General features: G+C 69.9%; 11 protein-coding genes. 8 read left to right on the top strand and 3 right to left on the bottom strand.

Going from position 1 to position 15,996, the window contains the following annotated elements:
• Positions 1 to 41 precede the first annotated feature (41 nt).
• Complete coding sequence (locus AVR91_RS07350; RefSeq protein ID WP_063274728.1) at positions 42 to 3,026, bottom strand: family 16 glycoside hydrolase; 2,985 nt, start codon at positions 3,024 to 3,026, stop codon at positions 42 to 44.
• A 285-nt stretch (positions 3,027 to 3,311) separates the two neighbouring features.
• Between AVR91_RS07350 and AVR91_RS07345 the strand changes: the two genes are divergently transcribed.
• Genes AVR91_RS07345 through AVR91_RS07315 form a run of 7 tightly spaced genes read left to right on the top strand, consistent with a single transcriptional unit; the run spans position 3,312 to position 13,480 of the window.
• Positions 3,312 to 5,300 carry an ATP-binding protein gene (locus AVR91_RS07345; RefSeq protein WP_063274729.1) on the top strand — a complete coding sequence of 663 codons (1,989 nt, stop codon included), beginning with the start codon at positions 3,312 to 3,314 and terminating at the stop codon, positions 5,298 to 5,300.
• Between the two features lie 28 nt (positions 5,301 to 5,328).
• On the top strand, positions 5,329 to 6,639 hold the full coding sequence (locus AVR91_RS07340; protein ID WP_063274730.1) for a hypothetical protein: 1,311 nt from the start codon (positions 5,329 to 5,331) through the stop codon (positions 6,637 to 6,639).
• On the top strand, positions 6,636 to 7,667 hold the full coding sequence (locus AVR91_RS07335) for a hypothetical protein (RefSeq protein WP_063274731.1): 1,032 nt from the start codon (positions 6,636 to 6,638) through the stop codon (positions 7,665 to 7,667). The genes AVR91_RS07340 and AVR91_RS07335 overlap by 4 nt, the downstream gene beginning before the upstream one ends.
• A gap of 1 nt (position 7,668) precedes the next feature.
• A complete protein-coding gene (locus tag AVR91_RS07330) occupies positions 7,669 to 10,692 on the top strand; it encodes an ATP-binding protein (RefSeq protein WP_063274732.1) in 3,024 nt (1,007 codons plus the stop codon).
• Between the two features lie 58 nt (positions 10,693 to 10,750).
• Positions 10,751 to 11,278: a hypothetical protein gene (locus AVR91_RS07325; RefSeq protein ID WP_063274733.1), complete on the top strand. Its 528-nt coding sequence runs from the start codon at positions 10,751 to 10,753 to the stop codon at positions 11,276 to 11,278.
• 9 nt (positions 11,279 to 11,287) lie between these two features.
• Positions 11,288 to 12,133, top strand: coding sequence for a DUF3592 domain-containing protein (locus tag AVR91_RS07320; protein ID WP_063274739.1), 846 nt, complete (start codon positions 11,288 to 11,290; stop codon positions 12,131 to 12,133).
• Positions 12,134 to 12,154: 21 nt separating this feature from the next.
• Positions 12,155 to 13,480 (top strand): MFS transporter, encoded by a 1,326-nt coding sequence (locus AVR91_RS07315; RefSeq protein ID WP_063274734.1) that lies wholly within the window; start codon positions 12,155 to 12,157, stop codon positions 13,478 to 13,480.
• On the opposite strand, the gene AVR91_RS07310 is transcribed toward AVR91_RS07315, so the two are convergent.
• Together AVR91_RS07310 and AVR91_RS07305 are read right to left on the bottom strand one after the other, a co-directional pair.
• Entirely contained in the window at positions 13,473 to 14,204 is a 732-nt protein-coding gene (locus tag AVR91_RS07310) for an MBL fold metallo-hydrolase (RefSeq protein ID WP_063274740.1), read from the bottom strand. The genes AVR91_RS07315 and AVR91_RS07310 overlap by 8 nt on opposite strands.
• 168 nt (positions 14,205 to 14,372) lie before the next feature.
• The gene (locus tag AVR91_RS07305) at positions 14,373 to 14,969 is read right to left on the bottom strand and encodes a DUF6801 domain-containing protein (RefSeq protein ID WP_016333788.1); all 597 of its coding nucleotides are present in this window, start codon (positions 14,967 to 14,969) and stop codon (positions 14,373 to 14,375) included.
• A gap of 227 nt (positions 14,970 to 15,196) precedes the next feature.
• On the opposite strand from AVR91_RS07305, the gene AVR91_RS07300 reads away from it, so the two are divergent.
• Positions 15,197 to 15,991, top strand: a complete 795-nt coding sequence (locus AVR91_RS07300) for an adenylate/guanylate cyclase domain-containing protein (protein ID WP_063274735.1) — start codon at positions 15,197 to 15,199, stop codon at positions 15,989 to 15,991.
• The last annotated feature ends 5 nt before the right edge of the window (positions 15,992 to 15,996 follow it).

The following is a 15,996-nucleotide window of genomic DNA, read 5'->3' as shown; positions in this document are numbered from 1 at the left end:
AACCAGGGTCCCTCAAGGAGGCCTTCACGGACAGCGCCGGATCAGCCGATGGGTTCGATCCAGATGTTGCGGAACCGCGGGTTCTCACCGGGATCCCCGTGGTCCTGCAAGCGGATCGCGCCCGGTGCCGCGCTTTCCGGGATGCTGTCGCCCGTTCCGCCGTCGATCGCCACGTCGTTGTGGACCACGACGCCGTTCCACACCACGGTCACGCGGGCGTTGTCGGTCTTGTTCCCGGCACCGTCGAACCGGGCGGCGCGGAAGGTGACGTCGTAGGTCTGCCAGGTCCCGGGTGCCGTCGCCATGTTCCGGTCAGGTGCCTTCTTCGAGTAGATCGCGCCCGCTTCGTTGTTGGCGAGCGTGGTGTCCCCGAAGGATTCGAGCACCTGCAGTTCGTAGCGCTCCTGGAGATAGACGCCGCTGTTACCCCTGGCCTGTCCGGTGACCTCCGGCGGATAGTTCGGCTCGTTCCATTCGACGTGCAGCCGGAAATCGCCGAACTGCTGCTTCGTGCGGATGTCCCCGCCGTTCGACTCCATCGCGCCGCCGGACACCGGCCAGGTGGCCGCGCCGCCCGCGCGTTTCTCCCACGCGTTCAGATCGGTGCCCTTGAACAACGGGATGCGCCGGGATTCGGTCAGGGTGAGGCTGTCGAGGTTGACGTTGCCCGCATCGCCCGCGTCGTAGCGATAGGAGATCGTGTTCGATCCCGCTTTGAGGTTGAGCGTCTCGGGCTGCGTGTTCCAGGTGTCCCAGTTGCCGGTGCTCGCGAGCCTGACCTGTTTCACCTTCGTCCCGTTGACGTAGACGGTCACCGATTTGGTCCCCGGCGCCGGATCCGGGCCGTTCGAGTAGCGCAAGGCCGCGTTGTAGGCGCCGGACTTCGGCGCGTTGACGGTGAACGTCGTCGCGGCGCCCTGGTTCCAGTAGCCGTCGACGAAGCCGGTGCCCGTGTAGCCCGAGTGGTTCGTGTTCGTCCCCGCGCCACCGCTCAGCGCGGCCCGCTCCGCCTCGTAGGTCGTGCTCGCCGGAGGACCGCCGACCAGTGAGTTGAGCGTGTACCAGGCTTCCGTGCTCCACAGCGCCGCACCGGACTCCGCCGCGAACGGACGCGGCGACCGCAGGTGGACGACGTGCCCGGCCTTCAGCCCCGCCACCTGCAGCGTGACCTTCTTGCGGTCGGCCGACAGGCTCGCCGAGGTGACGGACAGGGTCTGCTCGTCGATCTTCGGCCCGCCGTAGGCAGGTGTGGGCTGGTAGCGCCACTGCTGCGCCTGGTACTTCGCCGCGAGGTTCTGCGCGGTCCCGGCCGACAACGGCTGCGTGTACTCCAGTTCGAATCCGCCCGCGACGGCCCGCATCGCCCGGATGTCGAAGGCGTTCGTGCCGTTGGGCGTCACCTTCTGGAGGCCGTAGGCGAGTTTGCCGGGCTGGCCCCAGTTCCCGCCGCCGTCGATCCCGCCGGTGTAGATCGCGCCGTCGGGCCCGAGGCTGATCCGGCTGACACCCGACTCGAGGCCCTGGGTCATGCGGAAGACCGCGCCCTGGTACTCGCCGTTCACCTTCTCCAGGAACGCGCGCTGCAGCCCGCCGTAGGTCACGTCGCCGTACACCATCTGCCCGGCGAACGGGCCCTTCGGCAGCATGACCATGTTGCTCGGTGAGTTCGCGATCTCGTTGTGCGGCAACCACAACACCGGCGCGGTCACCGGCTTCGCGTCGAACGGCCCCGCGGGATTGGTGTAGTGGTTGAAGAAGCGGTCCTGCTTGACCCGCACGAGCTTGTTCGCCGGCAGCCAGCCGCCCTGGTTGTCGGTGACGAAGACGTCGCCCTCCGGCCCCCATCCGATGCCGTGCGGCGTACGCAGCCCGCCGGCGATGTAGGAGACCTGGCCGGTGGCCTTGTTCACCTTGATCGTCGTGCCGCGGTTGGGCGCGGGCTGCGGGTCGGTCGTGGCGCCGCCGTAGTTGATGGACACGGAAAGGTTGGCGTAGAAGTAACCGTCCTTGTACAACAGGCCGAACGCGAACTCGTGGAAGTTGCCGCCGAACGGCCAGGTGGCGACCGTGCGGTAGTCGTCGGCCACGCCGTCGGCGTTGGTGTCGTTCAGTTCGACGAGCCGCGTCTTCTCCGAGACGTACAGTTTGCCGTCGACGTACTTGACGCCCATCGGTTCCTTGAGCCCACTGGCGACGCGCTGCGTGCGTACCTTGCTCGGGTCGGTGTTCCCGCTGACGTTGCTGAGCAGGTGGACTTCGCCGAGGACCTTGTCGGAGCCGCCCCACGTGGCGATCGCGAGCCGTCCGTCCGGCAGCCAGTCCATCCCGGTGACCTGCGGTTGGAAGCCCTCCGGACGCAGGTTTGTCAGCGTGAACCCGGGGTGGACGCCGTTGAGTGGCAGGCCGTCACCGGGTGAATCCGTGGCACCCTCGCATTCCTTGCGTCCCGGCGACGTCACCCGCACGACGTCGGCGTCGGTGCTGAGCACCGAGTTCGGCACGAGCGCGAAGCCCGCCGCGCCCGGCGGCCGCCATTCGAGGGTGACCTGCTGATCGTTGGTGTTGTCGAAATGGTCGATCCGCAGCGCGTGGTACCCGGTGCCCAACTGCACCGAGCCGGTCGCCGGGGTCGCCCCGTGCAGGCCGTCGTGGTTGATCACCGTCTGGCCGTCGATCCGGAGCCGGGAGCCGTCGTCGCTGGTGAGCCGGAACTCGTACTGGCCCGCGGTGGCGATGTTGATGTTCCCGATGACCTCGGAGACGAACCGCTCGCCGAGCCCGAAGTCGGCGGTGGTGGTCCAGTCGATCGTCGGCATCAGCTTGTCGACGTTGGGGGTCTGGCCGGATTTGATCGCGCAGAGCTTGGTGAGCTCGCGCTGGAGGTCGTACGTGCGGAGCGTGACACCGGGTTGCTGGGGTGGGATGGCCGCTTCGGCCGGGGCTGTCGTCAGCCCGGTCAATGCCGTGACCAGCGCCAACGAGGCGACGATGGACCGGTTGAAGCGCTTGCGGACAAACGGAAGCATCGTTGCTCCTCGGGTCGGCGGCGGAGCACCTCTGTTACGCCGCTGAACCTAAGAGGACTTTCGATCGAAGTCAACGAAAGTATGTACAGAACGGACGAAAGTTAGTCCGAACGGTCGCGTTCGGGGTCTTTGCCTTGCCGTCTCGACCTGCGCCATTCAGGTGGGAACCGCGGGAACCCGCGACACCGGTCCGCCCCGGCGCGATGTTCCGGTATGGATCGTTGGTACGACGAGTCCCCCGGGCGTGGTGAAGGTTCTCCGCCCACCCCGCACCAGCTCCCCGCCGTGACCGCGACGTTCGTCGGGCGGGAAACGGAATTGGCGAAGATCAGCGCGATCGCGGACCGGGAGGACGCCCGCTCCAGCGCGGTCGCGATCATCGCGGGCGCGCCAGGGGTGGGGAAGACCGCCTTGGCCGTGCAGTGGGCGTCCGCGCGGCGCGAGCGTTTTCCCGACGGCGATCTCTACTGCGATCTTCACGGCTACGCACCGGGTCCGGCCAGTACGTCACCCGAAGTCCTCGCCGGTTTCCTGCGCGCGCTCGAGGTTCCCGGGAAGAAGATCCCGCGGAGCCTGGAGGCGAAGTCGGCGCTCTTCCGCTCGCTGCTGAACGATCGCCGGTTCGTCATCGTGCTGGACAACGTCACCTCGCCCGACGAGGTGCGGCCGCTGCTGCCGAGTACGCCCGGCTGTTTCGTGCTGGTGACGAGCCGCAGCAACCTGTCCGGCCTCGTGGTGACCAACGGCGCCCGCCGGATCACCTTGGACATGCTGATGCCCGCCGAATCGGAGATCCTGCTCCGGACGGCGATCGGTGCGCGCCGGGCGGACGGCGAACCCGGCGCGATCAGGGAACTCGCGGATCTGTGCGGACATCTGCCGCTGGCGGTGCGGATCGCGGGTGAGCGTGTGGCGGCTCATCCGTATCTGCGGCTGGCGGACCTCCTCGGGGAACTCCGGTCGGAGGCACGGAGACTCGACGCGTTCGAAACGGGTGACGACGAAATGTCCGCCCTGCGGCCGGTCTTCTCGTGGTCGTACCAAGCCTTGGATCCCGCCACCGCACGCGTCTTTCGGATGCTCGGCCTGCATCCCGGGCCGACCGTCACCGTGGTCACCGCGTCCGTGCTCGTCGGCCCGCCCACGGCCGATGTCCGGCGCAGGCTCGACAAGCTCACCGCGGGTTGCCTGCTGAGCGAAGTCGACCGCGACAGATTCCGTTTCCACGACCTGCTGCGCGTGTACGCGAGGGAACGTGTCGATGCGGAGGAGTCCGCCGAGGAATGCGAGGAATCGCCTCGGCGCTTGCTCGAGTGGTATCTCGCCGGCGCCGATTCCGCCGACCGGGTGCTCACCCCCATGCGAAGGCGCGTCGCTCTCGAAGTCTCCCCGGACGTCTCCGGCGGGTTCGAATTCGGCAGCTACGGGGAAGCACTCGCCTGGTGCGAGGCCGAGCAGGCCAATCTGGTCGCGTCGGTGCACGCCGCGCTGGCCGCCGGCTGGTGCTCGATCGCGTGCAGGCTGCCGCTCGCGCTGTGGGCCTACTTCACCTTGCGGAAACCGTGGGCCGACTGGATCGCGACCTACAAGGCGGGTGTGGAGGCCGCGAGACGATGCTCCGACCAGTTCAGCGAGGCTTCCCTGCTGGCCGGGTTGGGCATCGCGCACCGGGACCTCTGCCGTTTCGAAGAGGCGCTGGCGTATTTGGAGTCGGCGCTCGCGATCCGGCGGCGGATCGGTGATTCCTGGGGGCAGGGCCAGTCGCTGATCAGCCTCGGGATCGCGTACCACGAGCAGGGCCGGTTCGCCGAAGCCCTCGGACACCACGCCGACGCGCTGGAGGTGTTCCAGCACCTCGGTGACGAATGGGGAGTGGCGCAGACCCTGCACTTCCTCGGTCTCACGAACCACGGGCTGGGCAGATTCGACCAGGCTTACGAGAACCTCCAGGAGGCCTTGGACATCCGGCATCGGATCGGCTACCGCTACGGCGAAGCGGAGACCCTGGTGGGCCTGGCTCTCGTCTTCCAGAAGATCGACCGGGGCGGCGAGTCCGCGGGACAGCTGAAGCGCGCCTTGGAACTACGTCGTGACATGGGGGATCGCTATGGCGAAGCGGCCGCGCTCGACCACCTGGGCCAGCTCTGGGCGACGAAAGGCGAATCCGAGTGGGCGAAGACCTGCTGGGGCGACGCGTTGACCATCTTCAACGAACTCGGAGCGCCGAGAGCGGCGGAGGTGTACGCCCGGCTCCGCGAGTTCCAACTCGGCTAGAGTCGGGGCCGAGGCACAGGGGAGGGCGATGACGGGATCGGGCGAACCCCGGCTGAGGTCGGCCGTTCTCGCGCGGGCCTGGGCGGACATTTCCGGCGTCGAGGTCCTGTCGTCCGCGGACGGCGGACCGCTGACCCGGACGATCAAGAAGATCATCGACCCGTTGGTGATCCGCACGGCGGCGCGTCCCCGGCTCGGCCGTCCGGTACTGGACGCGGTCACGGCGGCGGAGCTGACGGAGCTCCTGCTCGCCGACGCGGACAGGCTGCGCGCGACGGCCGCGTGGTTCACCCACCTCAAACGGCAGCGCCGCGCCCTGCGTATCACGGCGGGCAACGTCCAGGACGTCTGTTTTCCCCTGGCGTATGAATTGGCGACGGGGTTCGGCTCGCCGGGGCCCGACGCGGCGGCGACGGCCGCGGCGGCGTTGCGGGATCTGCACGGCGAGGGCGGCACGGCCGGCGTGGATCAGCTCACCGCGTATCTCGCGGATCCGCGGCACGAGGCGCGGCTGACCGCGGAATTGCGTCGCCGCTGGCACGCCGAATCCGCCGTGTCCCACGACATCGCCGCGCTCCGGGCGTTCGTCGACGAGCTTTCCGACACCGCTTGGCGCGTCCTCGCCGATTCGGCGACCGGGCACGCGCTCGGGCTCGGGCTGAGGCAGCCGGGCGGGGCAAGCGCGTTCGGCGAGATCGTCCGGGAGATCTCCGGGCTGCCCACGCCGGATCTCGGTCTGCAGCGCGGGGAACGCACCGCCGTCCCGCCGTTGAGCCGGCGCGCCGAGACCGGTGCTGAACTGCTCGAACGCAGTGTCGAACGTCGAGTACGCGCCACGTTGCGTCGCCTTCCCCCGGACGAGCGGGCCTCCGTCGAGGATCTCGTCGACGACGAACTCGGCCGGGTCGCCGCCGGATTCGGGCTCGGCCTGCCCGCGCTGGCCGCCTGCTTCGCGCTCGGTGTCGTCCTCGCCCCGGCGTTGCGGCCGCTCGACGGCGCGGCACCCACCGGGGTCCCGGAATTCGCGCGACGGCTCAACGCGCAAGTCTCGCGGGAGGGTTACGTCCTGCACGCCCGCCGTGCCCTGGCCGGGGCCACCCCGCTCACCCCGCGGCCCGACGCCGAACTGTTGCGCGATCTTCGCGAGTTCGCCAAGCATTTCCTCGGCAGGCTGTGGGTCCGGCTGCACGGCTTCGACGTCCGAGGCGACCTGCCCGCCGACGCCGCCGACGTCCGCGACCTCGTCACCGGTGTGGTCCGTTCGACGTCGCTGGATCTGCGGACGAAGGTGCGCCGCGCGCTCGTGGCCCGGCTGCCGGATCTGGAGGCCGTGTCGTGACGCATCCGGTGCACACGCCCGTCATCGCCGCTGATGGCGGCCTCATCAGTTTCTCCCTCGCCGATCTTCTCGCGGGCCGGGCGACCACGATGCGTGTCGAACTCAGTGACGCCGGAGCCGCCGAACCGTGGCTGACCCGGCTCGTGGGCGCGGAAGCGAGCCTCGCCGCCCTCGGCCAGGGCCAGGCGGATCTGCCCGCCCGGCCGGAACTCGGCAGGCTCGCGTTGCTGCTGTGGTTGCGTCGCTGGTGGCCAGCGGGCCCGTCGCTCGGCATCCCGTCGCTGGACCCGGCGTTGCTGGACCTCGAAACCGCGGTCGCGACGGCCGACGTGGAGGACCTGGCCGAAGGGCTTCTCGACGGTTTCGAAGCGTCGCCGGCGGAACTGTTCGACGCGGCGATCGCCGATGGCGCCCTCGCAGCAGCGGCGCCGCCGGTCGCCGACGACGTACGGGCACTGTGTGCGCGCCTCGCCGCCTGGTTCGACGATCAGGACGACGTCGTGCGCGCCGAAGCCGCGGCACGCGTGGAAACACCGGCGCCGACCCAGAACACATACGCGCTGGCCGCAGGCCTCGATCCGGTCGCACCCGGCGAAGGCGTACTGGCGAGCGGGCGCGCGAGCGTCGACTGGGCGCGGGTGCCGCCAGGGATCCTGGACGCCGGCGAGGACACGGTGACCTGGCGGATCGTGGCCGCCGCGGCCGCCACCCGGCTCGAAGTCGTCGTCGCGGGCGCGTTCGCCGACGCGGCCATCACCGCCTTCGCAAGCCACGAGGGCGAGCCGTTCGCGGAGGTGCCGCTGGAACTGGGTGCCGGGCGGTTCACCGGCGCGGCCGAGTTGGCCGGGACCGCGGCACATGTCCACAGTGGACGGATCACCGTCGTCGTCGGGGTGGCGGACGAGGGCGTCGCCGGGACCACCGCGGAGGACCGGGCCGAGGTGGTCGCGCTCGTACGAGCCCGTCCGACCGGGATCCGGACGCTGGCCGAACGGGCGGCGGCCGCTTCCGCCGACGAGGAGTTCTGACGTGCTCGTCGGCATGCCGCCGCCCCGGAACCCGCCGGACCGCCCGCTTCCGCCCGAACTGGGCCCCGCGAGCTCACACGGGTACAACTGCCGTTGCGTCGCACGGCATTTCGGGCTCGATCCGGCTCCGTACGGCGAACTTCCCGCGTGCTCGCTGTCGGAGCGCCAGTACCGGAAGCTGCTGCTGGAGGCGGGCAAGGTCCAGGACGAGGCCAAACGACTGGCCGTCACGCGCAACGTCGTGGAGGCGCAACGGAAGTACGTCCGGATGCGGGAGATCGCGCAGCGGCTCGACCGGACGGATCTCGAAGTCGCCGCGGTCAGCGATCTGGCCACGCTCTGTTATTCGGCGGGCGACCTGCGCAACGCGCGGCAATGCGCCGAAGCCGTGCTCGGCGTGTTCAAGGTGAGCGCCGTCGCCATCGTCCACTTCGGACAGTACGCCGAGGCGCGGATGATCGAAGGATCCCGCGAGGTCGCCGAGCGCGTGCTCATCTCACTGGCCACCGAGGAAGGCGACGTCGCCAAGGCGCGTGAGCTGATCGCCGGGCAGCGGCGCCGGGCGGCGTCCCGCAAAGAGGCCGGGCCCGGACAATATCCGCCCGAGTTGCTCGACGTTCACGGTCTCGACGAGCTGGAGCTGCGGATCTTCGACGTGCGCGTCCAGATCGCCGCCGGGGACTTCGCGGGCGCGCGGACGGCCATCGAGGAGATCCTGGCGGCGTTGGACGCCCTCGCGGACAACGACGAGGCCCGCGAGCGGGTCGTGCACCAGCAGGCCATGGTCAGGGCCGAACGTGTCCGGATCCACCAGGCGGGCGGCGAGGACGCCGAGGCACGGGCGGATCTGCTGAGGTTGACCGCCCGGCACGCGGGCAGCCCGATGGCCGCGAAGGTGGGTATCGGGCTGGCGGAGGCCCGCGCCCTCGCGGGCGATTTCCCTGGCGCGGTCGCCGCGATCGTCACCGCCCGCGACGAACTCGCGGCGGCTGGCCTCACCGGTGACGTCGCGGAGGCGAGCCACGCCCTGGGCTCGTTGCTGCTGCACGCGGGCGACGTCGCGCAGGCCAGAGTGCAGTTCGAACACGCGAGAGCGATCCGGACGGCGAACGGCGACGGCCCGGGCCTGCGCCTGGTGGACACGGCGCTGGCGCGCTGCGCGGCGGCGGAAGGCGACTGGGCGACGGCGGAACACCACGCGACCCGCGCGAGGGAATCGGCGCGGTCGTCGGGGGACTGGGCGGATCTGCTGCACACGGATTTCGTGGCGGCTTCGATCGGGTTCGCCCGTGGAGAAAACCTGACCGCGGTGCTGGACCTGTTGCTTCCGCTGACCCTCGCGGCGGCGGAGTACCGCTTCGAGTTCGCCGCGCCGCAGGCACGCACGGCCTGGGCCCGCGACGTCGCCGGTCCCGCGATGGAACTGTTGATGGCGCTGCTGGCGAAGCTCGGGGAGCAGCGACTGGCTGCGGAACTCATCGAGCGAACCTGCGCAGTCGGCGCGTACACGGGTGCGGAGGAGCGCTCGCTGGACCTCACCGGCACGCTTCCCACCCTCGAAGTGGGCCCGGTCGCCGAGGGACTCCCGTTGGCGGCACTGGGTTCCGTGACTTCGTCGCTTCCGCTGCGGCTGGCCCCGCCGCCCGCGCTGCGCTGGTCGCCTTCGTCGCCCATGGAGCTGGAGCCGTGGCTCCGCCTCGCCGCCGAGCGGTATCGACTGCCCCGCCCGGCCGCCGACATCGTCGAGACCTGGCCGGCCGCGAAGCCCGGGCGCGAGACGTTCCTCCTGCGCTTCGCCGACGCCGGGCACACCTTCCTCACCTGGCGGACCACCGAGGACCTCGACGCCGTCCACACCCACCCGATCGACTTCGCCCTGGTCGCGACCGCTCGGCAGTGTCTGGACGCTGCTTCCCCGACACCGCACGAAGGCGAGAGCGTGGCCGACGCGGTCCGGCGGTCGCTGGGCGAGGACGCGTTCGGGAGCTTCGCCGGGGAACAACGCCTGGCCCGTATCCTCGCGCTCAACCTCCTGCCCGCCGATCTGGTCGAGCGGCTCCGGCGTGCCGCCGTCGGAGGAAACCGTCCGCTCCTGCGGATCCAGCCGTCGCCGAGCCTCGCCGGTGTCCCGTGGGGGCTGCTGGCACTGCCCGACCGGCGGGCCGATCGTGTGCTGGAGCTCGACGAGATCGGCTTCTGTTTCGACGGCGACGAGCGCATCCTCGACGTCGCCGACGTCTCACTGCTCGCCCCGGCCGCGATCCCGCGCCCCTCGTCTTCGGCCGACGGCCCGCCGGTCTACCTGCTCGACCCGCGCATCCCGGGCCAGAGCGCGTTCGGCGAGCTGGGTTCCGTGCTCGGCAAACAGGACGCGACCTCACCGCTGATCCGCCATCTCGACGAGCGGCTCGCCGGTGGCCCGCTCCTTCCCGCCGCCGAACGCGGGCTCGATCTGGTGCGCCGCACGGACACCGACCGCCGGCTGCTCGCCGAACTCCTGACGGGGCCCTGTTCGCGGCTGGTGTTCGTCGGGCACGTCAGCCGTGTGCGCGACGAGTACGGCGCGCAGACCGCGCTGCATCTGTCCTGTTCGGCCGAGCTGTCGGGTACGGCCGCCCCGATCGGCGCGCACCGGCCCTTCACCGCCGCCGACCTCGCACTGTCCGAAATGGACATGCCCGCGCGGGTGGCGCTCGTCGGCTGTGCCAGCGCGAGCGATTTCGGCCTCGCCGAACCGTTCGGCGTGCTGCTCGCCGCCGTCGCGGCCGGAGCCGGTCTGGTCGCCGCCACGGTCTGGGCGCTGCCGACGTCGGCCGCCGTGCCCGGGGCGGACCCGATGTCCGAACTGGTCATCGCCGTCGACACCGCGCTCGCCGGTGAGGATCCGGTCACCGAGCTGTGCGGCTGGCAGCGATCCCGGCTCGCCCGCTGGCGCGAGACCCCCGGACCCGCGACCTCACCGGTCTTCTGGGCGCCGTTGACCTGCCTCGACGCGACCGACGACGGGAAAACCTGGGTTCGGTAGCGGAACGCCCCGCCGAAGCTGTGTCCAGCACCGACGACACGGCGAAAGGCGGCACCCGATGTTCAAGAAGATCCGCGACAAGATCAACGAAGCGACGCAGCAGGGCATGGCGCGGGGCGAACAGGACTTCCAGCGCCACGCGGAGCAATTCCGGCAGGCCGCCGCCGCGCAGGGGCACGACATCACCCCGCAGCTGCCGACACCGCAGCTGGCCGCGCAGGCGTTCCGGAGCCTCGACGCCGACCCGGACATGGCGGCGTTCTTGGCGCTGCCGATGGACGAGCAGTTGCGCCAGCAGCAGGAACTGCAGGCCTACGGCACCGAATTGCGGCGGCTCTACGACACCTGCGAACACGCCACCCTGGTGATCCGCGGGCTGGAGCCGACCGGCCGGAAGATCGCCGGGCAGGCGCAGTACACCGCGACGCTCGAGGTCACCCGCGCCGACGGCACCACTTACCGGACGGTCACGCAGCTGATCGCTCCGCTGGGAACGATCCAGCAGTACGCGCCCGGCACCCGGCACGAAGCCCGCGTCGACCCCGCGGACCCGGCGAAGGTCGCCGTGTTCGGCCCGATCGGTTAGGTGGTGGAGATGTTCGGGACCTTCGAGTTCGGCCTGCCCGACGACCCCAGGCGGACCCGTCGCCCCGGCCTGCGTCTGTGGCTGCTCGGCGTACCCACGACGCTCGCCTGGGCGGCCGCGGGCTGGTCGGGCGCCCTCGGGCTGCTGGACGGCTTCCGGTTGATGTCGCTGAACCGCGTCGACACGTGGGGGCCCGACGCGGGCCCGGCGGTCTCCCTCGTCCTGTTCTTCAGCGTCTCGATCACGGTGGCTTCGTCGCTCGGGTTCGCGATGCTGTGGGGCGGCGGGATGTCGCTGCGCGGGATGGGCGTCGGCTTCCGGGCGAGCAGCCTGGCCGCGTCGCTCGGTATCGCGCTCGGCACCGGCGCCGCGATCCCGTCGTGGACGCCGCCGGAGTCGGTGGGGAAGCGGCTGCCGTCCGAACCCTGGACCGAGGTGGACTGGGTCGTCTACTACGAGCCGTATCTCGTCCCGGCGGTGGCCGGGGTGACCGCGCTGGTCATGATCATGGTGCTGGGACGGGCGTTCGTCACCAAGGCCGAAGCGGACGACCGCGCGCAGGCGCTGGCCCAGACCGGCCGCCAGGTGATCGGCCACGTGCTCGGCGTCGAGTTCACCAACGTCTGGGTGATGGGGAATCCCCGGTTCACCGTGCAGGTCCGGTTCCCCACCGACGCGGGGGAGCGGACCGTCGTCGCCACGATGGTCACCCCGCCACTGCAGGCCCCGGCCCGTGGTTCGACGGTCAAGGTCACCTACGACCCGCGCGATCCGGACTCGGTCCTGATCGATCCGGATCCGGCGGACCGGGCGGCGGGCGGAAACCTCGGTGCCTTCCTGCCCCCGTTGTTCTGATCGCCCTCTACACTCCCGCGGATGGACGAACAGACGGCAGAGGTGTCCACCGCGCAGGCGGTCCGCAAGGCGATGATCCGGCTGGTCCCGTTCCTCGGGCTGCTCTATCTGCTCAACTATCTCGACCGGGTCAACGTCGGGTTCGCGGCGCTCACGATGAACGCCGATCTCGGTATCAGCTCGGCGGCCTACGGGCTCGGCGCCGGCCTCTTCTTCGTCGGGTACTTCTTCTTCGAGGTGCCCAGCAACGTGATCCTGCACAAGGTCGGGGCCAGGGTCTGGATCGCGCGGATCATGGTCACCTGGGGCATCGTCGCCTCGGCCACCGCGTTCATCCAGGGCGAGGTCAGCTTCTACATCGTGCGGGTGCTGCTCGGCATCGCCGAGGCCGGGTTCTTCCCGGGCATCATCCTGTACCTGACCTACTGGTTCCCGCGGAAGGTGCGGGCCAAGATCGTCGCGCTGTTCTTCCTGGCGGTCCCGCTCTCGTCGGTGATCGGCAGCCCGATCTCCGCTTTGCTCATCAAGCACGGCGACGGGGCTCTCGGCTTCGACGCGGGCTGGCGCTTCATGTTCTTCGCCGAAGGTGTTCCTTCGATCCTGCTCGGCTTCGCGGTGCTGTTCCTGCTGCCGAACCGGCCGAAGAACGCGAAATGGCTGACCCCGGACCAGCGCACCGCGCTGCAGTCGACCCTCGACTCCGAGGACACCCGCGAGGTCGGCCACGAGGTGAGCACCCGGTCGGCGCTGACCGACCCGCGCGTGATCGCGCTGAGTGCCGTCTACTTCGGGATCATCTTCGGCCTCTACGTGCTCGCGTTCTTCCTCCCGCAGGTGATCAAGGGCTTCGAGCAGCAGTTCCAGACCAAGTACAGCATCGTCGAAATCGGCCTGATCACAGCGGTTCCGTACGCGATCGCCGCCGTCGCGATGGTGTTGTGGGCACGCCATTCCGACCGCACCGGCGAACGGGCGGGACATGTCGCCATCGCCGCGTTCGTCGGCGCGGTCTCGATCGCGGCCGCGCTCTACCTGGGTTCGCCCTTGCTGGTGATGGCCGCGGTGACGCTGTGCGCGGTCGGCGTGTTCACCGCGGTCCCGGTGTTCTGGCAGCTGCCGAACGCCTTCCTCACCGGGGTCGGCGCGGCCGCCGGGATCGGCCTGATCAACTCCTTCGGCAACCTCTCGGGCTTCGTGGGCCCCTACCTCGTCGGCTGGCTGCAGGGGCTCACCGGCAGCTTCCGGCCCGGCATGTGGGCCGTCGCGTTCTTCATGGGGCTGGCGGGTGTCATCGCGTTGTTCTTCCGCCGCAAGGAAAAGGCCAAGGAAAACGTCGCGGTCAAGTGAGGTGGTCGAAGTCGCCGCTGACCCACCGGATGTGGGTCTCGGCGCTTCGGCGCACGACGGCGCGGGCGTCACGATCGATCGTGTCGCCGCCCAGGGTGTAGAGCCGGTCGTAGGTGAAGTCGTCGAGCCGGTCGACGACGCGACGCACCACGGCCGCCGACAGCGGGATGTGCTTGGGGAAGTTGCGCTGGAACGACACCCAGCCCGGCGCGAGCCCACCTGAGATCGTGTCGCCGGCCAGGATGCTGCCGTCCGGTGTCCTGGCGACGGCGCTGCCGCGCATATGCCCGCCGAGCCGGATCAGTTCGAGGCCGGGCAAGGGTTCCACGTGTTCGTCCCAGAACTCGAACGCCGGATCGGGCGCGGGCAGCCATTCGCGGTTGCGTTCGTTGACCAGCACCGGGACCCCGCCCAGCGCGCGGCTCCAGCCGAGCTGGGCGCCGAACATATGCGGATGGCTGGTGGCGATCACGGCGACGTCGCCGAGCCCGCGTACGACGTCGAGCACCTCGGTGTCCAACCAGGACGGCGGATCCCAGAGCAGGGTGCCCGCCGGGGTCGTCGCGATGAACGACCAGTGGCCGATCGCGAGTTGCGGGTCCCGCCTGATGCTGTGCAGCCCGCGGCCGTGATCCCGGTGCAAGGTCTTGTGCGGCAAGGACATCAGTTCTTCGTGCGTCCACCAGCGGCCGGTGTGCGCGCCGAGGTCACCGGCTTCCTCCATACCGACTTCACCGCGGTCGAGCACGCACCGGGGCGGCTCCGGGGTGGCTGGATGTTCGATACCGCACCTGTCGCAAATCCACATGATCGGGAGTCTGCGACCTCCAGTGCGCTGGAGGTCAAGACGCGTCTTTCCTCCGGCTCGGTGAGCCGGAGGAAAGACAGGCGATCAGCTGACGGTCGTCTTGCCCAGGACGGCGTCCTGGTCGGGCGGGTCGAGGGTGAGGTTGACGTCGAACTCGCCGAGCGAGCTGTCGGTGACGATATGCGAGGTCGCCGCCGGGTCCACGCTGCTGGTCGCCTCGCCGGCGGGGGTTCCGGCCGGGATGGTGAAGTCGACCTTGCCGGTCGCGGTGAACTTCAGGGAACCTTCGGCAGGCACCTCGGTGTCCGGGATCGGCAGTTCGATCGGGATCGACACCTTCTGCTCGCCGAGCGCGACATTCACCTTCGAGTTGATGGTGCCGGAGAGCTTCTTGGCGCCGACCAGCCGGAGCCCGTCACCGGCGGCCTGACCGGCATCGACGTCGAGGGTGAACGGCACCGAAATCGGCTCACCCGCCTTGGCCGTCGCCGGGATTTCCGCCTTCACCACCACCGCCACCTGCTGGTCGCCGATGATGGGGAAGCCGCCCTTGTACGTGAGATTCTTTTCGACGGCGGCCGCGGTTCCGGCCGCGGTGAGCATTACGGTTCCGGCGACCACGGCCGCGATCCCGGCCGCGCGGAATCGCCGGACACCCTTCCGTACGAGGGTTTCCGTCATGTCAGGTCCTTTCGTCGTTGAATGGGCTCGAAACCGAATGTAGGTGGAAAGTCACCAACGAGGAAAGGAAAAGATCTCTCGCGTTTTCTTTACGCTTCGATCTTGTCACGCGTATGTGGAATGGTGAGTTCCCGAATTGTCACGCGAAGGCGGAAAGGGGGAATGCCGCCCGTATTCTTGTCACCCCGGTGACAGGTGCCCCGTGCGCGCGGCGAACGACTATCGTCTTGATCGTGACCGAACGACCTGAGCCGTGGCACCTCCGGACCCGCCAGTTCCTGCGCGCGACGGATCAGCGTAGGGGACTGGTGCGCGGCGCGCGGTTCCTGCGCGGGCTCGTCCCCGGGACCGGCGAGCCGCTGGCGCCGTCGACGGGGCGCTCGTCCGACCGGCTCGCCCGTCTGCTCGCCGAAGCGGGCGCCGATCGTCCCAGTGCCACCCGCGAGCTGGGGCTGGCCGCGGTCCAGGCATGGCAGGCCGTCCGGCGCTCCGGCACCCCGACGGTGTCCGCGGACGGCATCACCGTGCTGTTCACCGACCTCGTCGGCTTCTCGACCTGGGCACTGGAGGCCGGCGACGACCGCGTGCTGCAGCTGCTGCGGGAGGTCTCCAAGGTGACCGAGTCGGTCGTCATCGGGCACCGCGGCAGTGTCGTCAAGGGGCTCGGCGACGGGGTGATGGCCGTGTTCGCCGACCCGGGCGAGGCGGTGAACGCCGCCTACGAGACGTGCTCCGCCGTCAGTGTGATCAAGGCCGAGGGGTACCTGCCCCATCTGCGTGCGGGGCTGCACCGCGGGAATCCGCAGCGGGTCGGCGACGACTACCTCGGCGTCGACGTGAACATCGCCGCCCGGATCATGGCCGCCGCCGACGGCGACGAGGTCCTGGCCAGTGCCAGTGTCGTCGAAGAACTCGACCAGGACATCTTCACCGTGCGCCCGCGTCGGAACTTCCGGGCCAAGGGGACCCCGAAGGACCTCCGGGTCTTCCGGGTCGTTCCCCGGTACACGGTCGGCGGCTGACTGTC

This window comes from Amycolatopsis keratiniphila subsp. keratiniphila (assembly GCF_001620365.2).
Classification (GTDB): domain Bacteria; phylum Actinomycetota; class Actinomycetes; order Mycobacteriales; family Pseudonocardiaceae; genus Amycolatopsis; species Amycolatopsis keratiniphila.
Note: the sequence above shows the minus strand (reverse complement) of the source record. Positions and strands in the feature narration are given on the sequence as shown.

What these genes read in the sequence shown, in the direction of transcription:
- AVR91_RS07350 (WP_063274728.1), bottom strand. Translation starts at nt 3,026, where the DNA reads ATGCTTCCGTTTGTCCGCAAGCGCTTCAACCGGTCCATCGTCGCCTCG.
- AVR91_RS07340 (WP_063274730.1), top strand. Translation starts at nt 5,329, where the DNA reads ATGACGGGATCGGGCGAACCCCGGCTGAGGTCGGCCGTTCTCGCGCGG.
- AVR91_RS07325 (WP_063274733.1), top strand. Translation starts at nt 10,751, where the DNA reads ATGTTCAAGAAGATCCGCGACAAGATCAACGAAGCGACGCAGCAGGGC.
- AVR91_RS07320 (WP_063274739.1), top strand. Translation starts at nt 11,288, where the DNA reads ATGTTCGGGACCTTCGAGTTCGGCCTGCCCGACGACCCCAGGCGGACC.
- AVR91_RS07315 (WP_063274734.1), top strand. Translation starts at nt 12,155, where the DNA reads ATGGACGAACAGACGGCAGAGGTGTCCACCGCGCAGGCGGTCCGCAAG.
- AVR91_RS07310 (WP_063274740.1), bottom strand. Translation starts at nt 14,204, where the DNA reads ATGGAGGAAGCCGGTGACCTCGGCGCGCACACCGGCCGCTGGTGGACG.
- AVR91_RS07305 (WP_016333788.1), bottom strand. Translation starts at nt 14,969, where the DNA reads ATGACGGAAACCCTCGTACGGAAGGGTGTCCGGCGATTCCGCGCGGCC.